Below are 18,489 nucleotides of genomic sequence, written 5' to 3' on the forward strand. Positions count from 1 at the left end.
GCCCTCTTGGGACGGAAATACCAATTTTGCCCGACCAAGCCGGCTTGCCTGGGTCATGCCGCGACCGGCCCATGCGTGGTATTGGCGCCAATGGCCTCGGCTGGCGGCAGCGTTTCCAGCAGCTTTGCTATTTCGGCCGCGACCGTCTGGGCATGGCGAGCGACCTCTGGTAGGCCCATGAGTTCGCCGAAAGTCGCTCGTGCCAGCGGACCTGCGACGAAGAGTGCCGCGACTGCCTTGCCATCAGAGCCAACGGCGCGGCTGTCGAGGCTTGTCTCGATGCCCAGCCCATATTGATCGACCCTGATCAGCCCGGCTTTCGCCAGCGAGCTTAGCGCTGGGTTCAGCTGTAGCGCCTGCCCATGGGCTGGACCGGTGGTGTTGATGACGGCATCGAAGCGCGTCGTCTCGATCCGTGTCTGCCCGCGCCGCCGAAAGCTGACTGCCAGGCTGCCGTCTTCATCGTTCGACGCGACAAGCCTGGCGGCAATGGTGTCGAATGTGCCGGCTGCATGACGCCGATCGAGCACGGAAGCGACCTGCGGCGCGATCCTGAAGCGATGCACGTCCCAGAATACCCGCAACTGGCGGACCAGCCTTGCCCGCTCCGGCGGAGAAAGTGCTGACCACAGCACAGGACCCTGCAGGCGCAACTGGTCGAAGACCGACTGCCAGTTGACATTGGCCGCATGTGCCGCTGCCAGCGTCGCGCGGATGTCTTCGAGCAGCCTAAGCGCCGTTGTGGCCGGCGTGGATGCAAAGTCGCCAAAGGGCTCGCCCCTGATATCAGGGTGGCCGCGCGAGCGCAGTCCGCGGCGCGACAGCGACAGGATGCGGCCGCGATGGCCGCGGCGATCGAGCTCGGCGACCATGTCTGCCGAGGTCAGTCCGGAGCCGACGATCAACACCGAAGCGTCCGGACCAATCCCGGCAAGCGCGGCTGGCGCGTACGGATCGGCGATGAAACCCGACGCTTCCGACAGGTGGATCAACGCGGCTGGAATCGCGGGCTGCGGGTGCGTCGCTGCCAGGACGACGATGTCGGCGGCGACTGGCCCTGTGCTGGTGTGCACGGTCCAGCCCGCGCCAGCGGTCTCGCGCGTCACGCGTATGGCGGGACCTTCGACATGACGGACAACGCCGGAACCGAGATACGGCGCCAGATGTTCGGCGACATAGCGACCGAACACACGCCGGCGCGGATAGGCGTCGCCATTTTTCCAGATGGCGTCGATGTCGCGCTCGAGTTCGCCACTGCCGGCCAACCAGCGAGCAAAATGCTGCGGATCGTCGGGAGCCATGCTCATTCTGACAGCCGGTACATTGACCCGGTGCGCCGGCTCCTCGCTGGAGTAGGCAAGGCCGCCGCCAAGCAAGGGTCGCGGCTCGATCACAGAAATGGAAATGCGTTCCGGCCGATGGGTCCGCGCCAGGTGCCAGGCCACCGCCGTGCCGGAAAAACCGCCGCCGATTATGGCGACACGCAGCCGATGGGCCGGAGGGAGCGCGTTCACGAGGCGCTGGCTAGCGACTTCGGCCGGTGGTCGCCGGCGATGGTCTCGCCGAACGGGCCGGTGTTGACGGACGAAGCGGCTGATTTGACCGGATGATCGGTCGGCAGTTTCGGCAGCACCAGCTCACCGAAGCGATAGGCTTCTTCGAGATGCGGATAGCCGGACAGGATGAAGGTATCGATGCCGAGGCGCCGGTATTCGTCGATGCGCTCCGCGATCGTGTCGGGGTCGCCGACAAGTGCCGTTCCTGCACCGCCGCGCACCAGGCCGACGCCGGCCCACAAATTGGGCGCGATCTCAAGCTTGGCGCGGTTGCCGCCATGCAGCGCGCTCATCCGAGCCTGGCCAACCGAATCCATGCGGGCAAACACCTTCTGCGCCGAAGCGATCGTCGCATCGTCGAGTCGGCTGATCAGGCTATCGGCGGCGGCCCAGGCCTCCTCGGTGGTTTCGCGAGCGATGACATGCAGGCGAATGCCGAAGGAGAGCTCGCGGCCGGCCTTCTCGGCCAGTGCGCGCACGGCGTCCAGCTTGCGCTCGACATCGGCGGGCGGCTCGCCCCACGTCAGATATTTGTCGATCTCCTCGGCTGCCACTGTCGATCCGGCGTCGGACGAGCCACCGAAATAAAGCGGCGGATAGGGCGTCTGCACCGGCGGGAACAGCAGCCTTCCATCCTCGATACGGAAATGCTTGCCTTCATGCTCGACCGTCTCGCCGCTCAGCAGCCGCTTGTAGATCCGCAGGAACTCCTGCGTCACCTCATAGCGCTCGGCATGCGACAGGAAGATGCCGTCGCCCTTGTTCTCCAGCGGATCGCCGCCGGTGACGACATTGATCAGCAGGCGCCCGTTGGAAATGCGATCCAGCGTCGCCGTCATGCGCGCGGCCAGCGTCGGCGACTGCAGGCCGGGGCGCACAGCGACGAGGAAGCGCAAGCGCTCGGTCAATGGCGCCAGTGCCGAGGCGATCACCCAGGAATCCTCGCATGCCCGGCCGGTCGGCAGCAGCACACCGTAGTAACCCAGCGTGTCGGCAGCCTTCGCCACCTGCGTCAGATAAGGCAGATCGACAGCCCTGCCGCCTTCGGTCGTGCCGAGATAACGGCTGTCGCCATGCGTCGGCAGAAACCAGAGCACCTTGATGCGTTCTGGAATATCGCCGGTCATGGCCTGCCTCCCGTATACTGACGGGCGTGGCAGGCTGGCTCGGTTGAGGGCTGATGCAAAAGGGTGGGCATGGCGTGGTCCTGTGCAGGTGGAAACCAGATCGCCAGTGCAGATTGCTTATTCTACAAATTCTGTAGAGTTAGTTTATTCTAAATCTGCCGCCGCATTTGGAAATTCTCTCCATCCGCTCAAACTCGAACTCAATGGCTGCCACGTCGACATTCGATCTGTCAGGTGGGCGGACGACTTATCAGCGGGTCTAGCCCGGCAACCGAGCGAGAGCGGCCGCGATCTGCCATCGTCAGGCCGCGATGACGGAAGCCTATGATATTGCGGTGGCGCCGGACTGCCCGCTCGGACCGATCGCGCTTGCCGCATGCCTGCAGCTCGACGCGGTCAGTGACGTCGCCGGAATTGGCTGCTGGGCGCAAATGGCCGCTGCACGACACATTCATGGGCAGGGACTTGCAGAGGGACTGTTTGGTGGAGCCAATCGGGATCGAACCGACGACCTCTTGAATGCCATTCAAGCGCTCTCCCAACTGAGCTATGGCCCCACTTCCGGCAGTCAACCGGCGCCGTTTCCGGCGAAGAGATCCGGCGCGGGTTGGAGACCGCGCCGTTAGTGCAGGCGGCTTCTAACCCCGCCTTTCCCAGATATCAAGCCTTTGAGAGCCGCTTTTTCGTCACAGGCCACGAAAGCCCGCAAACGCCCGCTTTCGAGGTCGATCAGACCTCGTCGTCGTCGTCGCCGACGCCGATCATGTCGGCAACGTCGTCGTCTTCTTCCTCTTCGTCGGCAAGGAAAGTGTCGTCCTCGTCGTCGCCGAGATCGACGTCGTCCTCGTCGTCGCCGAGATCCGGCAGGTCGTCGCCCTTGACGTCCTCGTCGGCCTCTTCGAGCGACACGACCTCAACGCCCTCTTCTTCCTCGGCGTCCACTTCCTTCTCGGCCACTTCCTCTTCCTCCTCAAGGGCGGCAATCTTGCCTTCCTCGAAATAGGAACGCGGATAGGTCTTGCCGGTGTAGGGCGAGACGATCGGGTCCTTGTTCAGGTCGTAGAATTTTCGGCCCGTCTCCGGGTCGATACGTTTTGTGCCAAGTTCGGTTTTTGCCACGGCAAGCCTCGTCAATAAAAGAGTGGTCCCCTTAACCACAGTTTGCAGCGCTGTCAAAGCGAAAAGCCGGCGTCACAAAACCATGCATTGAAAGGCCTCGCGTGAAGTGACGACCATGGGGATGACCATTTCGGCCCGCCGTGATACGAGACCGCCGCAACAAATGAAAAGCGCCGGCCCGCCGGCATTCCGTCCAGGGAAATTCCATGTCTCACGCCGCCGCTCCCAAGCCGGCCACTGCCCGCCAATCATCCGCCCTTTCCGGCACCGCGCGCGTGCCGGGCGACAAGTCGATCTCGCACCGCTCCTTCATGTTCGGCGGCCTCGCCTCCGGCGAGACCCGCATCACCGGCCTGCTCGAAGGCGAGGACGTGATGCGTACCGGTGCGGCCATGAAGGCAATGGGCGCACATATAGAGAAGCGCGGCGCCGAGTGGGTAATCCGCGGCACCGGCAATGGCGCGCTTCTGCAGCCGGAAGGCCCGCTCGATTTCGGCAATGCCGGCACCGGCTCACGGCTGACCATGGGCCTTGTCGGCACCTATGATATGGAAACGACCTTCATCGGCGATGCCTCGCTGTCCGGCCGGCCGATGGGCCGCGTGCTGGAACCCTTGCGCCAGATGGGCGTGCAGGTGCTGAAGGCGACGCCCGGCGACCGCATGCCGATCACGCTGCATGGACCAAAGCATGCCGCACCGATCACCTACCGCGTGCCGATGGCCTCGGCACAGGTGAAATCGGCGGTGCTGCTGGCCGGTCTGAATACGCCAGGCATCACCACCGTCATCGAACCTGTGATGACGCGCGACCACACCGAAAAGATGCTGAAAGGATTCGGCGCCAATTTGTCGGTCGAGACCGACGAGCGCGGCGTGCGCCACATCTTCATCGAGGGCCAGGGCAAGCTGACCGGCCAGACGATCGCCGTGCCGGGCGACCCGTCCTCGGCCGGCTTCCCACTGGTGGCGGCACTGATCGTGCCGGGTTCGGACATCACGATCGAAAACGTGTTGATGAACCCGACCCGCACCGGCCTGCTTTTGACGCTGCAGGAAATGGGCGGCAAGATCGACATTTTGAACCCGCGCAATGCCGGCGGCGAGGATGTCGCCGATCTGCGCGTGCGTTACTCCGAACTGAAGGGCGTCATCGTGCCGCCCGAACGGGCACCGTCGATGATCGACGAATATCCGGTGCTTGCCGTTGCCGCCAGCTTCGCCGAGGGCAAAACGCTGATGCAGGGGCTCGAAGAACTGCGCGTGAAGGAATCTGACCGGCTGTCGGCCGTAGCCAACGGGCTCAAGCTCAACGGTGTCGACTGCACCGAGGGCGAAGCTTCCCTTGCCGTGCGCGGCAGACCGGGTGGCAAGGGGCTTGGCGGCCATCCCAACGGTCAGGACACGACCGTGCAGACCCATCTCGACCACCGCATCGCCATGAGCTTTCTGGTCATGGGGCTGGCGACGGAAAAGCCGGTGACCATTGATGACGCCGCCATGATCGCGACGAGCTTTCCGGAGTTCATGGGGCTGATGACGGGGCTGGGCGCGGAGATTGGGTGACCGTTGATGGGTTTGAGCCGAACTGGAACGCTGGCAGGACAGAGGGGGGTGTGACGGAACGCGGCGCTTGTCTTATTCATCTTCGTCGCACTTTTCGATCGCGGCGGCCCGCCAATGACACGCGTCTTCACCATCGCCATCGACGGCCCGGCCGGCGCCGGCAAGGGCACCCTCGCCCGCCGGCTGGCCGACCACTACCGGCTGAACCTGCTCGACACCGGCCTCACCTACCGCGCCGTCGCTTATGCGCTCATCCAGCACGCGCTGCCGCTCGACAATGTCTCGGCGGCCGAAACCGCGGCGCGCCAGGTCGATCTGGCAAAGCTCGATCGTGCGGTGCTGTCGGCGCACGCGGTCGGCGAGGCAGCCTCGAAGGTTGCGGTTTTCCCAACCGTGCGGCGCATCCTCGTCGAAAAGCAGCGCGACTTCGCCAAAACGCCGCCGGGCGCCGTGCTCGATGGGCGCGACATCGGCACAGTCGTCTGCCCCGACGCCGACATCAAACTCTATGTGACGGCCAGCGCCGAGGTGCGCGCGAAGCGCCGGCTGGCCGAGATCGAGAGCATCGGCGGCACCGCTGATTTCGCCGAGATCCTCGCCGACATCGTGCGCCGCGACGAGCGTGACATGGGCCGTGAGGACTCGCCGTTGAAGCCGGCCGCCGACGCGCACTTGCTTGATACCAGCGAAATGGCTATAGAAGCCGCGTTTCTTGCAGCCATGGCGATCATAGACGACGTGCTGGCCAAGAGAGACAAAGCCTGATCCGGGTTTTTCCCTCGTGTTTCCGATTGCCGGAGGCGAAGAAAATACCCATATCGGGTACGAACCAGCCTGCCAGCATTCTTCATGCGCCGGAATTGCCGCTTAAAGAGCGGCCCAGGGCTTTTGTAGCCCGGAACGCCGGCAGGCCAACGCAACGCTAACCCACGGCGCCCGTCCCGCTTGAGATGCGGGACACTCCAGGAGAAACAATGTCAGCTGCAAATCCCACTCGCGATGATTTCGCGAGCCTGCTCGAAGAATCATTCACCACCGGTCACTCCGGCGAAGGCCAGGTCGTCAAGGGCACGATCACGGCGATCGAAAAGGACATGGCCATCATCGACGTCGGCCTCAAGGTCGAAGGCCGCGTGCCGCTGAAGGAATTCGGCGTCAAGGGCAAGGACACCACCCTCAAGGTCGGTGACACCGTCGAAGTCTATGTCGAGCGCATCGAAAACGCGCTTGGCGAAGCGATGCTTTCGCGTGAGAAGGCCCGCCGCGAAGAGAGCTGGGTCCGTCTCGAAGAGAAGTTCACCAAGGGTGAGCGCGTCGAAGGCGTCATCTTCAACCAGGTCAAGGGCGGCTTTACCGTCGACCTCGACGGCGCCGTGGCCTTCCTGCCGCGCAGCCAGGTCGATATCCGCCCGATCCGCGACGTCTCCCCGCTGATGCACAACCCGCAGCCCTTCGAGATCCTCAAGATGGATCGCCGCCGCGGCAACATCGTGGTGTCGCGCCGTACCGTGCTCGAAGAGAGCCGCGCCGAACAGCGTTCGGAAATCGTGCAGAACCTCGAAGAAGGTCAGGTTGTCGAAGGCGTCGTCAAGAACATCACCGATTACGGTGCGTTCGTCGACCTCGGCGGCATCGACGGCCTGCTGCATGTCACCGACATGGCATGGCGCCGCGTCAACCATCCGACCGAAATCCTCAACATCGGTCAGACGGTCAAGGTGCAGATCATCCGCATCAACCAGGAAACCCACCGCATCTCGCTCGGCATGAAGCAGCTCGAGAGCGATCCGTGGTCCGAGATCGGCACCAAATTCCCGATCGGCAAGAAGATCAAGGGTACCGTCACCAACATCACCGACTACGGCGCGTTCGTCGAGCTGGAGCCGGGCATCGAGGGTCTCATCCACGTTTCGGAAATGTCGTGGACGAAGAAGAACGTGCATCCCGGCAAGATCCTGTCGACGACCCAGGAAGTCGACGTGGTGGTGCTCGAGGTCGATCCGGCCAAGCGCCGCATCTCGCTCGGCCTCAAGCAGACGCTCGAGAATCCGTGGCAGGCTTTCGCCTCGAGCCATCCGGTCGGCAGCCAGGTCGAGGGCGAGGTCAAGAACAAGACCGAGTTCGGCCTGTTCATCGGCCTCGAAGGCGACGTGGACGGCATGGTGCACCTTTCCGACCTCGACTGGACCCGTCCGGGCGAGCAGGTCATCGAAGAGTACAATCGCGGCGACATGGTCAAGGCGCAGGTGCTCGACGTCGACATCGACAAGGAGCGCATCTCGCTCGGCATCAAGCAGCTGGCCAAGGATACGGTCGGCGAAGCAGCGACTTCAGGCGAACTGCGCAAGAACGCGGTCGTCACCTGCGAAGTCATCGGCGTCAAGGATGGCGGTCTGGAAGTGCGGCTGGTCGACAGCGGCATCGAGACCTTCATCAAGCGCTCCGACCTCAGCCGTGACCGCGACGAGCAGCGCCCCGAGCGCTTCACCGTCGGCCAGAAGGTCGATGCCCGCGTCATCGCCTTCGACAAGAAGACCCGCAAGCTGCAGGTCTCGATCAAGGCGCTGGAAATCGCCGAAGAGAAGGAAGCGGTCGCTCAGTACGGCTCGACCGACTCCGGCGCTTCGCTGGGCGACATCCTGGGCGCCGCGCTGAAGAAGCAGGGCAGCTAAGCTTCGGCTGCCAGCCGCGCCTCGCGCGCGGCCCTCAACAAAAACCCCGCCGGAGCGATCCGGCGGGGTTTTTTCTTTGGCGCGATATCCGGTGATATCGAATTCGGTTTAAGCTCGCCCGTAAAGCGGCACCAGCGTGCCGCTCATCGCCTGGTTGGCCGGCGAGGCGAGATAAGCGATGGCCTCGGCGGCGGCTTCGAGGCTGACCCATCTGGTGACATCGGCATCCGGCATGTCGGCGCGGTTTGCCGGCGTATCAAGCTTCGACGGCGCCACGGCATTGACCAGGATGCCCTTGTGCTTCAGCTCCTCGGCCATCGCCACCGTCATCGCTGCCACCGCCGCCTTGCTTGCGGCGTAGGCGACCATTCCGGCGCCGCGCCGCGGATCGAGCCCGGCGCGCGCCGTGACGTTGACGATCCGGCCTGCGGTGTCCGACGACAGCATCGAGCGGATCGCCGCGCGGCAGCACAGGAAGGCGGTGCGCGCATTGGTGTCCATCATCTCGGCAAAGGACGCCGACTCGATCTTTTCCACAGGTGCCGAGGTGAAGCCGCCGGCCAGATGGATCGAGCCCCAAAGGCCTGGAACCTGACTGTAGAACGCTTCGACCTTGGCGGGGTCCGAGAGATCGACATTGTGCACCAGCTCGACACGGTCATGCGTGGTGAAAGGAAAATGCGTTGGCGCCGCGGCATGCGCATTGGGCACATGGCAGATCGCGCCGTCACTCAGAAGTTTGCCGACTACCGCACCACCGAGCGCGCCGGTCCCGCCGGTTACAACGATATGCTTGCCTTCTAGTGTTTCCGTCATCCTGGACCGCTCCTGTCATTTTTTTATGGTTGGGTCGTTTCCGTGCCGCCGACGCGAAGCGTCGCGCCTTTCGCGCCATCACTCAATTGACATCTCGACATGGCAGTTGTCGCGTCTTTGCATGCGTCCGCCACCACCAGCCGCGATTTGAGGCCCGTCGAGACGGAAACACGTGGCACCGGTCTTCAGTCAACCGTGATTTCGATGACGCGCGGCAGTCCGGTGGCCCGGGCGCGCTTCAACGCGTCCGCGAGAGCGTCGATATCGGCAAGCCGTTCGGCGCCGATGCCATAGGCCTCAGCCAGCTTGCAGAAATCCGGCGGCGCCGGCGAAACGCCGACCGGCTCGACGCCGACATCGAGCATCGAGGTTTCGATCTCGCGATAACCTCTGTTATTCCAGACGACGAAGATGACCGGTGCCCGTGCATCGAGCGCAGCACCCAGTTCCGGCAACGTGAACTGGAAGCCGCCGTCGCCGGTCAGGCAGACAACCGGCGCATCCGGCACCGCAAGGGCGGCGCCAATCGCCGCCGGCGGGCCATAGCCGAGCGCGCCGAAGCCTGTCGCGGCATTGAACCAGCCGCCCGGCCGGTCATGGTCGTAGTAGAGGTTGGCGGCATAGATCGGCTGCGTCGAATCGCCGACAATGAGCGCGCCCGGCAAAGTGTCGCGGATCATCTCGACGGCGCGCACCTGCGCCTGCAGGGTCGGATTGAGTTCGGCAAAGGCCGCTTCCCGTGTAGCGGCGGCGCGCGACGGGCCACCCTCGCTTACCGGGACTTGGCTGATTTGCGGCAGCAGCGCCTCCAACGCCTCGGCGCAATCAGCCTGGATCGAAACCGATGCCGGGCGGCGGGCAAGCTGGTCCGCGCCGATATCGATGCGGATCAGATTGGCCGGCAGGACGAAGCCGCCATCGCTGTAGCCGTCATAGTCGGTCGGGCCGAATTCAGTGCCGGCGGCAATCACCAGATCCGCCTCGGCCATCAGGGCGCGCACTGCCTTCAGGCTGGGACTGGCCGGCACGCAAAGCGGATGGGCATGCAGGAGGCCGCGCGCATTGGCGGTCTGCACGACCGGCGCTCCCAGCCGTTCGGCCAGACGCCGCAACGGCGCTTCGGCCCGTTTGGCGCCGCCGCCAACCAGGATCAGCGGGCGGCGCGCGGCAGCGATGAGTTTGGCGGCGCTGGCAATTGCAGCACCTTCCGGCGCGGGTGGCGCTGCATTGCTCAGCATGGCAGCGATGCCATCCGCCGACTTGACCATGACGTCGGTCGGGATCTCGATATGCACCGGACCGGGCCGGGCCGATGAAAACACGGCGAAGGCCTGAGCTAGCGCACCGGGCAAGTCGCCGGCTTCGGTAATCCGCTGCGAAGACAGCGCCACCTTCTCCATCATGCCGCGCTGGTCGGGCAGTTCATGCAGAAAGCCGAGCCCCTTGCCCAGCGTCGGCATGGCATTGACGCCGGAGATGACCAGCATCGGCACCGAATCGGCGCGCGCCTGTCCCATGGCGGTGATGGTGTTGGTCAGCCCCGGTCCGGTGATGACGAAGGCGACGCCTGGCCTGCCGCTGGCGCGCGCATAGCCGTCGGCCATGAAGCCAGCGCCCTGTTCGTGGCGCGGCGTAATGTGGCGTATCTTCGAGCGCGCCAGCCCGCGATAGAGTTCGACCGTGTGCACGCCGGGAATGCCGAAGACCGTGTCGACGCCATGGGCTTCGAGCAGCGAAATGAGCGCCTCGCCGACGGTCGGCCCACCAGCGCTCATTGGCGCAGCACCGGCCGCGTCAGGCAGGTCGGGCCGCCCTCGCAAGCGATGCAAAGCGCATCCGCCTCGAAGATGGAAACCGCACAGCCGGCCGCTTCCATGGCAACCGCCGTCCTGGGAAAACCGGCGACAGCGATGACCTGGCGAGGCGCGGTCGGCAGCACGTTGAGGCTGAGCCCGTTGGAGGCGAAGAACTCATCGGCATCGCCCTCGACCAGCTTGATGCCGCGCGCCCGCAGCATCTGGTAGAAGGCGGCCGGCAGCAACGGCGCGTAGACCAGCGCCAGATCGTCGGCGAGCGGACTGATCACCGACATCAGATGCAGGCAGGCCTCCTCGCCATGCCAGAGCGGCAGGTCGAAACCGAAAACCGAAATCCCCTTGGGCGAGAGCAGATTGGCGAGTTGCTGGATGCCGTCCTGGTTGGTGCGCACGCCACGGCCGACAGCCAGCGTGGTTGCATCGACCCAGACGCAATCGCCGCCTTCCACCTGGCCCGGATCGTCGATCCGGCCGAGAATGGGGATGCCCATGCGTTTGTAGGCTGCTTCGTGCAGGCCAGGCTCGGCCCGACGCAGCGCCTTTCCCATGGAGAGGATAATCGCGCCATGATCGGTCATCAACGAGGGATCGTGGGTGAAGACGGAATCGGCCAGCCCGTCATCGGCATCCGTCAACCATTCGATCTCGGCGCCGGAAGCGGCGACCATGCTGGTCAACTGCTCATGCTGGGCCGCGGCCTTTTGCGGATCGAAACCCGGACCATAGTGCCATTCCTGAACTCCGGCATGACGCATGGCACTGGCGGCGGACCGCATCAGCACGCGTTTCAGGGGTCCGGCCATGGACTGCGACCCGTATGATTTGCCCACTAAATTCTCCCTAAGCGTCCGTTGGCGCCACTAACCACTACAGCAAGCTGTGATCAATAGTCCAAAAACCATGGTTGACGGAGGCAAGCGGAACGGTCCATCCTGAGAATGGGAACTCTGTCCAGTGACGGGTAATGGGTAAAACATACCAGCAGCGACGGGCTCGACCGCTCCGCGGAGCGTCGAAGGAATGACGGCTACAAGCGCCGCATCCGGGATGATGGTGCAAAGCGCCGCACCCGCATTGAAACACACGGCGCAGGACGGCGCCGCCGAAGCCATCCATGTCGAGAACCTGCACAAGAGGTTCGGTGAGTTGCATGTGCTGAAGGGCGTCTCGCTGTCGGCGCGCGACGGCGAGGTCATCGCCATCATCGGCGGTTCGGGCTCCGGCAAATCGACCCTGCTGCGCTGCATCAACTGCCTGGAAAACCCGACCAGCGGCATCATCCGCGTCAATGGCGAGGAGATCAAGCTCAAGGCCGACAGCCATGGCCACACGGTTCCGGCCGACCGCAAGCAGATCGAGCGGATCCGCTCCAAGCTCGGCATGGTGTTCCAGAACTTCAATCTGTGGAGCCACATGACGCTGATCGAAAACGTCATCGAGGTTCCGGTGCATGTGCTTGGCGTCAAGCGCGATGTGGCGATCAGCGAGGCCGAAAAGCTGCTCGCCCGCGTCGGTCTGGCGGAAAAGCGCGACGTCTATCCGGCCTATCTGTCGGGCGGCCAGCAGCAGCGCGCCGCGATCGCCCGGGCGCTGGCCATCAATCCGCGCGTCATGCTGTTCGACGAGCCGACCTCGGCGCTCGACCCCGAGCTGGTCGGCGAGGTGCTGAAGGTGATCGGCGACCTGGCGCGCGAAGGCCGCACCATGGTGCTGGTCACGCACGAGATGAAGTTCGCCCGTGAGGTCGCGACGCATGTCGTCTATCTCTACAATGGATTGGTCGAGGAAGAAGGCCCGCCCGAGCAGATCTTCGGCGCGCCCAAATCCGAAAGACTGAAGCAGTTCATCCGCAACATCGGCTAGGACAGGCCGGGACGGAAGAAAACCGGGAACCAACAACAAACTGGGAGTCGTGAAATGAAAACCGTTCTGAAGACATTCGCCGCAGCGCTGCTGCTCGGCGTCGCCGCCATGGGCGTGGCCAAGGCCGATCCGGTCAAGATCGGCGTCGCCGCCGAGCCCTATCCCCCCTTCACCTCGCCGGATGCTTCGGGCAAGTGGGTCGGCTGGGAGATCGAGTTCATCGACGCCGTCTGCGCCGAGGAGAAGCTCGATTGCGTCATCACCCCGGTTGCCTGGGACGGCATCATCCCGGCGCTGACGACCAAGAAGATCGACCTCATCGTCAGTTCGATGTCGATCACCGGCGAACGCATGAAGACGATCGACTTCTCGGACAAGTACTACAACACCCCGACCGCCATCATCGGACCGAAGGACCAGAAATTCGGCCCCGCTCCGGACGATCTCAAGGGCAAGGTCATCGGCGTTCAGGTGTCGACCGTGCACGCCGTCTACGCCAAAAAGCACTTCGGCGCCACGGCTTCCGAGATCAAGGAATACCAGACCCAGGACGAAGCCAACAACGATCTTGCCGCCGGCCGCCTCGATGCGGTGCAGGCCGATTCCATCGCGCTTGGCGAATTCCTCAAGTCGGACCAGGGCAAGGCCTGCTGCGACCTGAAGGGGATGGTCGCTCCGGACGACGAAGTGCTCGGACCGGGCGTCGGCGCCGGTGTGCGCAAGGAAGACACCGAGTTGAAGGACAAGATCAACGCCGGCATCAAGGCGATCCGTGCCAACGGCAAATACGACGAGATCTCGAAGAAATACTTCGATTTTGACATTTACGGCGGTGGCGGCGCGCAGTCGAACTGACATCGCCCACGCATGAGCAAAGCCGCACGGCATCCCGCCGTGCGGTTTCGCCGAAACCGCTGACGAGAATGGCCAGCGGCTGACGCCAGCAATCCGGGGGCGACGCTGATCGACGCATTTCTTTCGGCCTCGGCGGCCGGCATCATCGAACTTCTCTCGCCCTACCCGCCGGGCTGGGGCGGGACTCTTCTGGTTGGGCTGCTGCATTCGATCGAGATCGCGCTGGGCGCCACGTGCCTCGGTCTTTTGATCGGCACCGGTGGTGCCTATGGCAAGCTTTATGGCGGGCCGGTGGTGCGCGATCTGCTGGCGGTCTACACCACCATCGTACGCGCCGTGCCAGAACTGGTATTGATCCTGCTGCTCTATTATGCCGGGACCGATCTGATCAACCAGGCGCTGACGGCGATGGGTTATCAGCGTATCGACGTCAGCGGCCTTGCCGCCGGCATCGCCGTGCTCGGCTTCGTCCAGGGCGCCTATTCCACCGAGGTGATCCGCGGCGCGATCCTGGCCATTCCGCAGGGGCAAATCGAAGCCGCCCGCGCCTATGGAATGTCTCCCGGCCTGATGCTGCGGCGCATCACCTTGCCGGCCATGCTGCCCTTCGCCATACCGGGCCTCGCCAATCTCTGGCTGATCGCCACCAAGGACACCGCGCTGCTGGCGGTTGTCGGTTTCTACGAGTTGGCGCTGGCAACGCGGCAGGCCGCCGGCGTCACCAAAGCCTATTTCACCTTCTTTTTCGCCGCGGGCGTGCTCTATCTGCTCTTATCGCTGTTTTCCAATCTCATCATCGGCCGGGTCGAGGCCTGGTCGCGGCGCGGAATGCCTTCGCTCAAGGAGGCGCGCTGATGGCCAACGAAGCGGCCATCATCAACGTCGTCGCGCGAACGTCGCTGTGGCTGCAGCCGCACCGCATCGTGCTGATCCTGATCGCACTGGGCCTGGTTCTGTCGGCCGCCTTTTTCATGCGCTGGGACTGGCTGCCGCAATATTATGAAATGGGATTGATCGGCATCTGGCGCTCGCTGTGGATCCTGGCCGTCACCTGTGTGCTGGGCTTCCTGCTCGCCGTGCCGTTGGGGCTGGCGCAGGCCGCCGGCTCGTTCTGGTTCGCCGCGCCCGCCAAGGTGTTCTGCACGGTGATCCGGGGCACGCCACTGCTGATCCAATTGTGGTTGCTCTATTACGGCCTGGGCTCGCTGTTTCCGCAATATCCGTGGATCCGCGGATCCTGGATGTGGCCGTATCTGCGGCAAGCCTGGCCCTATGGCGTGCTGGCGTTGACCCTGTCTTTCGCCGGCTATGAGGGCGAGGTGATGCGCGGCGCCTTTGCCGGCGTGCCGAAGGGGCAGCTCGAGGCGGCCCGCGCCTTCGGCATGAGCCGCTGGAAGGCGTTTCGGCGCATCTGGCTGCCGCAAGCCATCTACCGGGCGTTGCCGACGCTGACCGGAGAGACCGTGCTGCAGTTGAAGTCGACACCGCTGGTGGCGACGATCAGCGTCATCGACATCTTCGCCGTTTCGTCCAAAGTGCGGCAGGACACCTACCTCACCTACGAGCCCTTGCTGCTGCTGGCGCTGATCTACATGACGATCACCGGCATTCTCGTCTTCGCCTTCGGCAGGATCGAGGCCAGGATCCCGAACAAGATCGGCTAGGAGAGTAGGGGAGTAGGGGAGTAGGGGAGTAGGGGAGTAGGGGAGTAGGGGAGTAGCCAGCCACTATTCACGTTCACAATTCCATCCCCATTCGCTATTCACTGCTCACCATTCCCCTATTCCCTTACTCCCCTATTCCCCTAGGATTGCCATCATGCAACTCAGTCTCGACCAGGCAAAAGGACTGTGCCGGATGGCGGCACTTGGCGCCGGCGCCAATGAGGAAGCGGCACAATCGCTCACTGCTTCGATCATATCAGCTGAGGCCGAAGGGCTTTCCTCCGTTGGGCTGTCGCATTTCATCGATTATCTCGAGGCGCTGGAAGCCGGACGCATCGACGGGAATGCCGACCCGGTGATCAGCCGGCCGGCGCTCGCGGTCTATCTTTCCGATGCGCGCGGCGGGCTGGCGCATACTGGCTTCGACCGCACCATCGACGACCTCGCCAAGGCGGCAAAACTGTTCGGCGTCGCCATCTTCTCGCAGAAGAACGCCTATACATGCGGCGCGCTCGGCTATTTCACCGGCAGGCTGGCGGCACTGGGGCTGGTGTCTTTCGCCGCGACCAACGGCCCGGCCGTGCTTGCCGGCTCGGGCTCGATCAAGCCGGTCTATTGCACCAATCCGATGTCGTTTGCGGCACCCGCAGCCGACGGCGCGCCGCTGGTCATCGACCAGTCGTCGAGCGCCACCGCCTTCGTCAACATCCGTAAGGCGGCCGAGGACGGCAAGACAATACCCGAAGGCTGGGCGCTGGACGCCAGCGGCAACCCGACCACCGATCCGGCTGCCGCCATGAAGGGCGCCATGCTTGCCTTCGGCGGCCAGCGCGGCGCCAACATCGCGCTGATGGTCGAAGTGCTGGCGGCGGGCCTGTCGGGCGCCAACTGGTCACTCGACGCGCCATGGTTCAGCGGCGGACCGGACAGTCCCGGCACCGGGCTGTTCGTGCTTGCGGTCGAGCCCAAGCTGCTCGATCCGGATTTCGAGCAGCGGATGAAGGACCAGCTAGACCGGCTGCGGCGGCGCTTCGGCGTGCACGTGCCCGGCCGTGCCCGGGCCGAGGCCGCCGAGAAGGCGCAAGCACGGGGCATCACCGCGTCCAAGGCGGTGGTGCAGCGCATTTCCGAATTCGCAGCCCGCTACTCTTCCTGAATAACCCGTTACATATCAGATAGTTATCTCATATCTGCCCGCCTGCGGCGTGGCGCGGTGCGATTTTCTTTGCGCGCCGCTGAACCTTTCCGAGCCTTGCCGCGACCCAGCTTTGTCCAGGGCAAGGCGAGCTTGCCCGATCCACACGGAGGGGAGCAGCAACCGAAAGCGAAAGCCTGTTTCACGCAAAGGATGTTCCTTTGCGCCTCGGGAAACTCAACCCAAATCAAAAGGAAATTGCCATGACCAACACCAAGATCACCATGCTGACGCCGTCCTTCTTCTCGGCTCGTTCATGGGTGCCGCACAGGCAGCCAGCCTGAAAGCCGCGCCGGTCAAGCCGTCCAGCCCGGGCGTCATCACCGCCCCGAGCGGCGGCGCCACCGAGGATCATTACTGCAAGAACGGCCATGCAAAATTCGCCAACTGCAGCGCCGATTTCGTCGCGGCCTGCAAAAAGGTCGGTGGCACCATGTCGGATGTTCAGGGCTGGGGTGGGCGTACTTGCTTCACGCCCTCCTGATACCGTCTCAGGTCAGGCCGCTCCGTCGGCCCCTGACTTCGCATGGATGTCACCCGGAAAACCCCGCTGCGGCGGGGTTTTCTGCGTTTCGTCTGTGCAATGCTAAAACATTCGTATTTTGGTCAACTTTTGTTTATTTGACTTCGCCCGACCAGACCGGCCGTTTGCGCTGATCAAGCAAACAGAGGAGTTACAATGTCGGCAAGCACGGACAATTCCCGCAACAGCCTTGTCATCCCAGCCCTTGGCAGGTTCTACGCAACCCTGCATGATGGTGCGGAAACCGTTCTTCGCGTCGTCGCCGGCGGGTTTCTCACCATCCATGGTTCGCAGAAGATCACCAACCCTTTCGGCGCCGCCGAGATGGTCGAGGGTCTCGGCTTCTATCCGGGCGCGTTGTGGTCGTTGCTTCTGGCCTGCACCGAATTCTTTGGCGGCATCTTCATCGCCATCGGGCTTTTGACGCGGCCGGCCGCCTTTGCCGGCCTGTTCGTGCTGCTGGTCACGGTGTGGTTCCACTGGGTGACCATGAGCCAAGGCTTTTCGGGCGCGGAAAAGTCGCTCCTGTGGGCGGCGATCCTGCTCTTCTTCGCCGTCCGCGGCGGCAACCGCCATTCGGTCGACGCCCGCATCGGCAAGGCATTCTGACAGGACGTTCTGACAAGGCCAAAACAAGGGGCAGCGACCACGCGTCGCCCTTTGCCTTTGGCGCGAAACGGATTATGAAACGGCTTCAGCCAAGCCTGCGAGCGCCGGAGCCAGCCATGACCGAAATCCTGCAGACCCCAAAGCTCGTCGTCGTCTTTGGCGGGTCAGGCTTTGTCGGCCGCCATGTCGTGCGCGCGCTGGCCAAGCGCGGCTATCGCATCCGCGTCGCCTGCCGGCGGCCCGACCTCGCCGGCCACCTGCAGCCGCTCGGCAATGTCGGCCAGATTCAGCCGGTGCAGGCCAATGTGCGCGTGCGCTGGTCGGTCGACCGTGCCGTGCAGGGTGCCGACCACGTCGTCAATCTGGTCGCCGTCCTGCATGAGAGCGGCCGGCAGAAGTTCTCCGCCGTGCACGAGTTCGGCGCCCGCGCGGTGGCCGAGGCCGCACGCTCGGTTGGCGCCGGGCTGACTCATATTTCGGCGCTTGGTGCCGATCTGGAGTCGCAATCGCACTACGCACGCACCAAGGCGCTTGGCGAAAAGGCCATCCTGGAGACGATCAAGGACGCAGTGATCTTCCGGCCGTCGATCAATTTTGGACCCGAGGACAACTTCTTCAACCGCTTCGCCAACATGGCGCGCTATTCGCCGGTGCTGCCGCTGATCGGTGGCGGCCAGACCAAGTTCCAGCCGGTCTATGTCGGCGACGTCGCCGAAGCGGTGGCGCGCTCGGTCGACGGCAAGGTCGATGGCGGACAGATCTATGAACTGGGTGGTCCCAAAGTGCTCACCTTCAAGCAATGCATGGAAGAACTGCTTGAGGTGATCGAGCGCAAGCGCCTGCTGGTGCCCGTGCCGTGGTGGGTGGCCAACATCCAGGCATCGATCCTCGGTCTGTTGCCCAATCCGCTGCTGACCAAGGACCAGGTGATGCAGCTGCGCGAGCACAACATCGTTTCCGATGCGGCGAACAAGGCCAACCGGACATTGGCCGGACTCGGCATCCAGCCGCAATCGATCGCGACGATCCTGCCCAGTTACCTCTGGCGCTTCCGTGCCGCCGGCCAGTTCCAGCAGCGCAAGCCTGCTGCTTAGTTCATTACCGCAGC

17 protein-coding genes and 1 tRNA gene are annotated in these 18,489 nt (G+C 63.9%); 11 read left to right on the plus strand and 7 right to left on the minus strand.

The features are described 5' to 3' along the window. Nucleotides 1–53: 53 nt before the first annotated feature. From ACSQ3L_RS01375 to ACSQ3L_RS01390, 4 genes are all read right to left on the minus strand, one after another. The gene (locus tag ACSQ3L_RS01375) at nucleotides 54–1,514 is read right to left on the minus strand and encodes an FAD/NAD(P)-binding protein (protein ID WP_436158306.1); all 1,461 of its coding nucleotides are present in this window, start codon (nucleotides 1,512–1,514) and stop codon (nucleotides 54–56) included. Further along, nucleotides 1,511–2,683 carry an FMNH2-dependent alkanesulfonate monooxygenase gene (ssuD, locus tag ACSQ3L_RS01380; protein WP_436158307.1) on the minus strand — a complete coding sequence of 391 codons (1,173 nt, stop codon included), beginning with the start codon at nucleotides 2,681–2,683 and terminating at the stop codon, nucleotides 1,511–1,513. The genes ACSQ3L_RS01375 and ssuD overlap by 4 nt, the downstream gene beginning before the upstream one ends. Nucleotides 2,684–3,164: 481 nt before the next feature. Next, nucleotides 3,165–3,240 (minus strand) — tRNA-Ala (locus tag ACSQ3L_RS01385). A 172-nt stretch (nucleotides 3,241–3,412) separates the two neighbouring features. After that, entirely contained in the window at nucleotides 3,413–3,802 is a 390-nt protein-coding gene (locus ACSQ3L_RS01390) for a TIGR02300 family protein (protein ID WP_013528180.1), read from the minus strand. A 206-nt stretch (nucleotides 3,803–4,008) separates the two neighbouring features. Between ACSQ3L_RS01390 and aroA the strand changes: the two genes are divergently transcribed. The 3 genes from aroA (at nucleotide 4,009) to rpsA (ending at nucleotide 8,039) form a co-directional block, all read left to right on the plus strand. Next, the gene (aroA, locus tag ACSQ3L_RS01395) at nucleotides 4,009–5,367 is read left to right on the plus strand and encodes a 3-phosphoshikimate 1-carboxyvinyltransferase (protein ID WP_436158308.1); all 1,359 of its coding nucleotides are present in this window, start codon (nucleotides 4,009–4,011) and stop codon (nucleotides 5,365–5,367) included. A gap of 114 nt (nucleotides 5,368–5,481) precedes the next feature. Continuing rightward, on the plus strand, nucleotides 5,482–6,132 hold the full coding sequence (gene cmk, locus ACSQ3L_RS01400) for a (d)CMP kinase (protein ID WP_436158309.1): 651 nt from the start codon (nucleotides 5,482–5,484) through the stop codon (nucleotides 6,130–6,132). Nucleotides 6,133–6,341: 209 nt separating this feature from the next. Continuing rightward, nucleotides 6,342–8,039 (plus strand): 30S ribosomal protein S1, encoded by a 1,698-nt coding sequence (rpsA, locus tag ACSQ3L_RS01405; RefSeq protein WP_013528183.1) that lies wholly within the window; start codon nucleotides 6,342–6,344, stop codon nucleotides 8,037–8,039. 108 nt (nucleotides 8,040–8,147) lie between these two features. Here the strand turns inward: rpsA and ACSQ3L_RS01410 are convergent, their stop codons facing one another. From ACSQ3L_RS01410 to ACSQ3L_RS01420, 3 genes are all read right to left on the minus strand, one after another. Further along, complete coding sequence (locus ACSQ3L_RS01410; protein WP_436158310.1) at nucleotides 8,148–8,855, minus strand: SDR family NAD(P)-dependent oxidoreductase; 708 nt, start codon at nucleotides 8,853–8,855, stop codon at nucleotides 8,148–8,150. Between the two features lie 185 nt (nucleotides 8,856–9,040). Continuing rightward, complete coding sequence (locus ACSQ3L_RS01415) at nucleotides 9,041–10,630, minus strand: 5-guanidino-2-oxopentanoate decarboxylase (RefSeq protein ID WP_436158311.1); 1,590 nt, start codon at nucleotides 10,628–10,630, stop codon at nucleotides 9,041–9,043. Beyond that, nucleotides 10,627–11,475: a dimethylarginine dimethylaminohydrolase family protein gene (locus ACSQ3L_RS01420; RefSeq protein WP_436158312.1), complete on the minus strand. Its 849-nt coding sequence runs from the start codon at nucleotides 11,473–11,475 to the stop codon at nucleotides 10,627–10,629. Before ACSQ3L_RS01420 ends, ACSQ3L_RS01415 begins: the two co-directional genes overlap by 4 nt. 247 nt (nucleotides 11,476–11,722) lie before the next feature. Between ACSQ3L_RS01420 and ACSQ3L_RS01425 the strand changes: the two genes are divergently transcribed. The 8 genes from ACSQ3L_RS01425 (at nucleotide 11,723) to ACSQ3L_RS01460 (ending at nucleotide 18,475) form a co-directional block, all read left to right on the plus strand. Further along, complete coding sequence (locus ACSQ3L_RS01425; protein ID WP_436163360.1) at nucleotides 11,723–12,535, plus strand: ABC transporter ATP-binding protein; 813 nt, start codon at nucleotides 11,723–11,725, stop codon at nucleotides 12,533–12,535. 54 nt (nucleotides 12,536–12,589) lie between these two features. Then, nucleotides 12,590–13,390, plus strand: a complete 801-nt coding sequence (locus tag ACSQ3L_RS01430) for a transporter substrate-binding domain-containing protein (protein WP_436158313.1) — start codon at nucleotides 12,590–12,592, stop codon at nucleotides 13,388–13,390. Between the two features lie 141 nt (nucleotides 13,391–13,531). Beyond that, nucleotides 13,532–14,245 (plus strand): ABC transporter permease, encoded by a 714-nt coding sequence (locus ACSQ3L_RS01435; RefSeq protein WP_436163361.1) that lies wholly within the window; start codon nucleotides 13,532–13,534, stop codon nucleotides 14,243–14,245. Further along, nucleotides 14,245–15,054: an ABC transporter permease gene (locus ACSQ3L_RS01440; RefSeq protein WP_436158314.1), complete on the plus strand. Its 810-nt coding sequence runs from the start codon at nucleotides 14,245–14,247 to the stop codon at nucleotides 15,052–15,054. Before ACSQ3L_RS01435 ends, ACSQ3L_RS01440 begins: the two co-directional genes overlap by 1 nt. A 154-nt stretch (nucleotides 15,055–15,208) precedes the next feature. After that, nucleotides 15,209–16,210, plus strand: a complete 1,002-nt coding sequence (locus ACSQ3L_RS01445; protein ID WP_436158315.1) for an Ldh family oxidoreductase — start codon at nucleotides 15,209–15,211, stop codon at nucleotides 16,208–16,210. Between the two features lie 295 nt (nucleotides 16,211–16,505). Then, the gene (locus ACSQ3L_RS01450) at nucleotides 16,506–16,733 is read left to right on the plus strand and encodes a hypothetical protein (protein WP_436158316.1); all 228 of its coding nucleotides are present in this window, start codon (nucleotides 16,506–16,508) and stop codon (nucleotides 16,731–16,733) included. 195 nt (nucleotides 16,734–16,928) lie between these two features. Beyond that, nucleotides 16,929–17,381 (plus strand): DoxX family protein, encoded by a 453-nt coding sequence (locus ACSQ3L_RS01455; RefSeq protein ID WP_436158317.1) that lies wholly within the window; start codon nucleotides 16,929–16,931, stop codon nucleotides 17,379–17,381. Between the two features lie 116 nt (nucleotides 17,382–17,497). Further along, complete coding sequence (locus tag ACSQ3L_RS01460) at nucleotides 17,498–18,475, plus strand: complex I NDUFA9 subunit family protein (RefSeq protein WP_436158318.1); 978 nt, start codon at nucleotides 17,498–17,500, stop codon at nucleotides 18,473–18,475. Nucleotides 18,476–18,489 lie beyond the last annotated feature (14 nt).

Origin of the sequence: Mesorhizobium sp. LjRoot246 (assembly GCF_964254115.1) — a bacterium.
Classification (GTDB): domain Bacteria; phylum Pseudomonadota; class Alphaproteobacteria; order Rhizobiales; family Rhizobiaceae; genus Mesorhizobium.

Coding starts and splice junctions, on each gene's coding strand:
- ssuD (WP_436158307.1), bottom strand. CDS start 2,683: ATGACCGGCGATATTCCAGAACGCATCAAGGTGCTCTGGTTTCTGCCG.
- aroA (WP_436158308.1), top strand. CDS start 4,009: ATGTCTCACGCCGCCGCTCCCAAGCCGGCCACTGCCCGCCAATCATCC.
- cmk (WP_436158309.1), top strand. CDS start 5,482: ATGACACGCGTCTTCACCATCGCCATCGACGGCCCGGCCGGCGCCGGC.
- rpsA (WP_013528183.1), top strand. CDS start 6,342: ATGTCAGCTGCAAATCCCACTCGCGATGATTTCGCGAGCCTGCTCGAA.
- ACSQ3L_RS01410 (WP_436158310.1), bottom strand. CDS start 8,855: ATGACGGAAACACTAGAAGGCAAGCATATCGTTGTAACCGGCGGGACC.
- ACSQ3L_RS01415 (WP_436158311.1), bottom strand. CDS start 10,630: ATGAGCGCTGGTGGGCCGACCGTCGGCGAGGCGCTCATTTCGCTGCTC.
- ACSQ3L_RS01420 (WP_436158312.1), bottom strand. CDS start 11,475: ATGGCCGGACCCCTGAAACGCGTGCTGATGCGGTCCGCCGCCAGTGCC.
- ACSQ3L_RS01425 (WP_436163360.1), top strand. CDS start 11,723: ATGGTGCAAAGCGCCGCACCCGCATTGAAACACACGGCGCAGGACGGC.
- ACSQ3L_RS01430 (WP_436158313.1), top strand. CDS start 12,590: ATGAAAACCGTTCTGAAGACATTCGCCGCAGCGCTGCTGCTCGGCGTC.
- ACSQ3L_RS01440 (WP_436158314.1), top strand. CDS start 14,245: ATGGCCAACGAAGCGGCCATCATCAACGTCGTCGCGCGAACGTCGCTG.
- ACSQ3L_RS01445 (WP_436158315.1), top strand. CDS start 15,209: ATGCAACTCAGTCTCGACCAGGCAAAAGGACTGTGCCGGATGGCGGCA.
- ACSQ3L_RS01450 (WP_436158316.1), top strand. CDS start 16,506: ATGGGTGCCGCACAGGCAGCCAGCCTGAAAGCCGCGCCGGTCAAGCCG.
- ACSQ3L_RS01455 (WP_436158317.1), top strand. CDS start 16,929: ATGTCGGCAAGCACGGACAATTCCCGCAACAGCCTTGTCATCCCAGCC.
- ACSQ3L_RS01460 (WP_436158318.1), top strand. CDS start 17,498: ATGACCGAAATCCTGCAGACCCCAAAGCTCGTCGTCGTCTTTGGCGGG.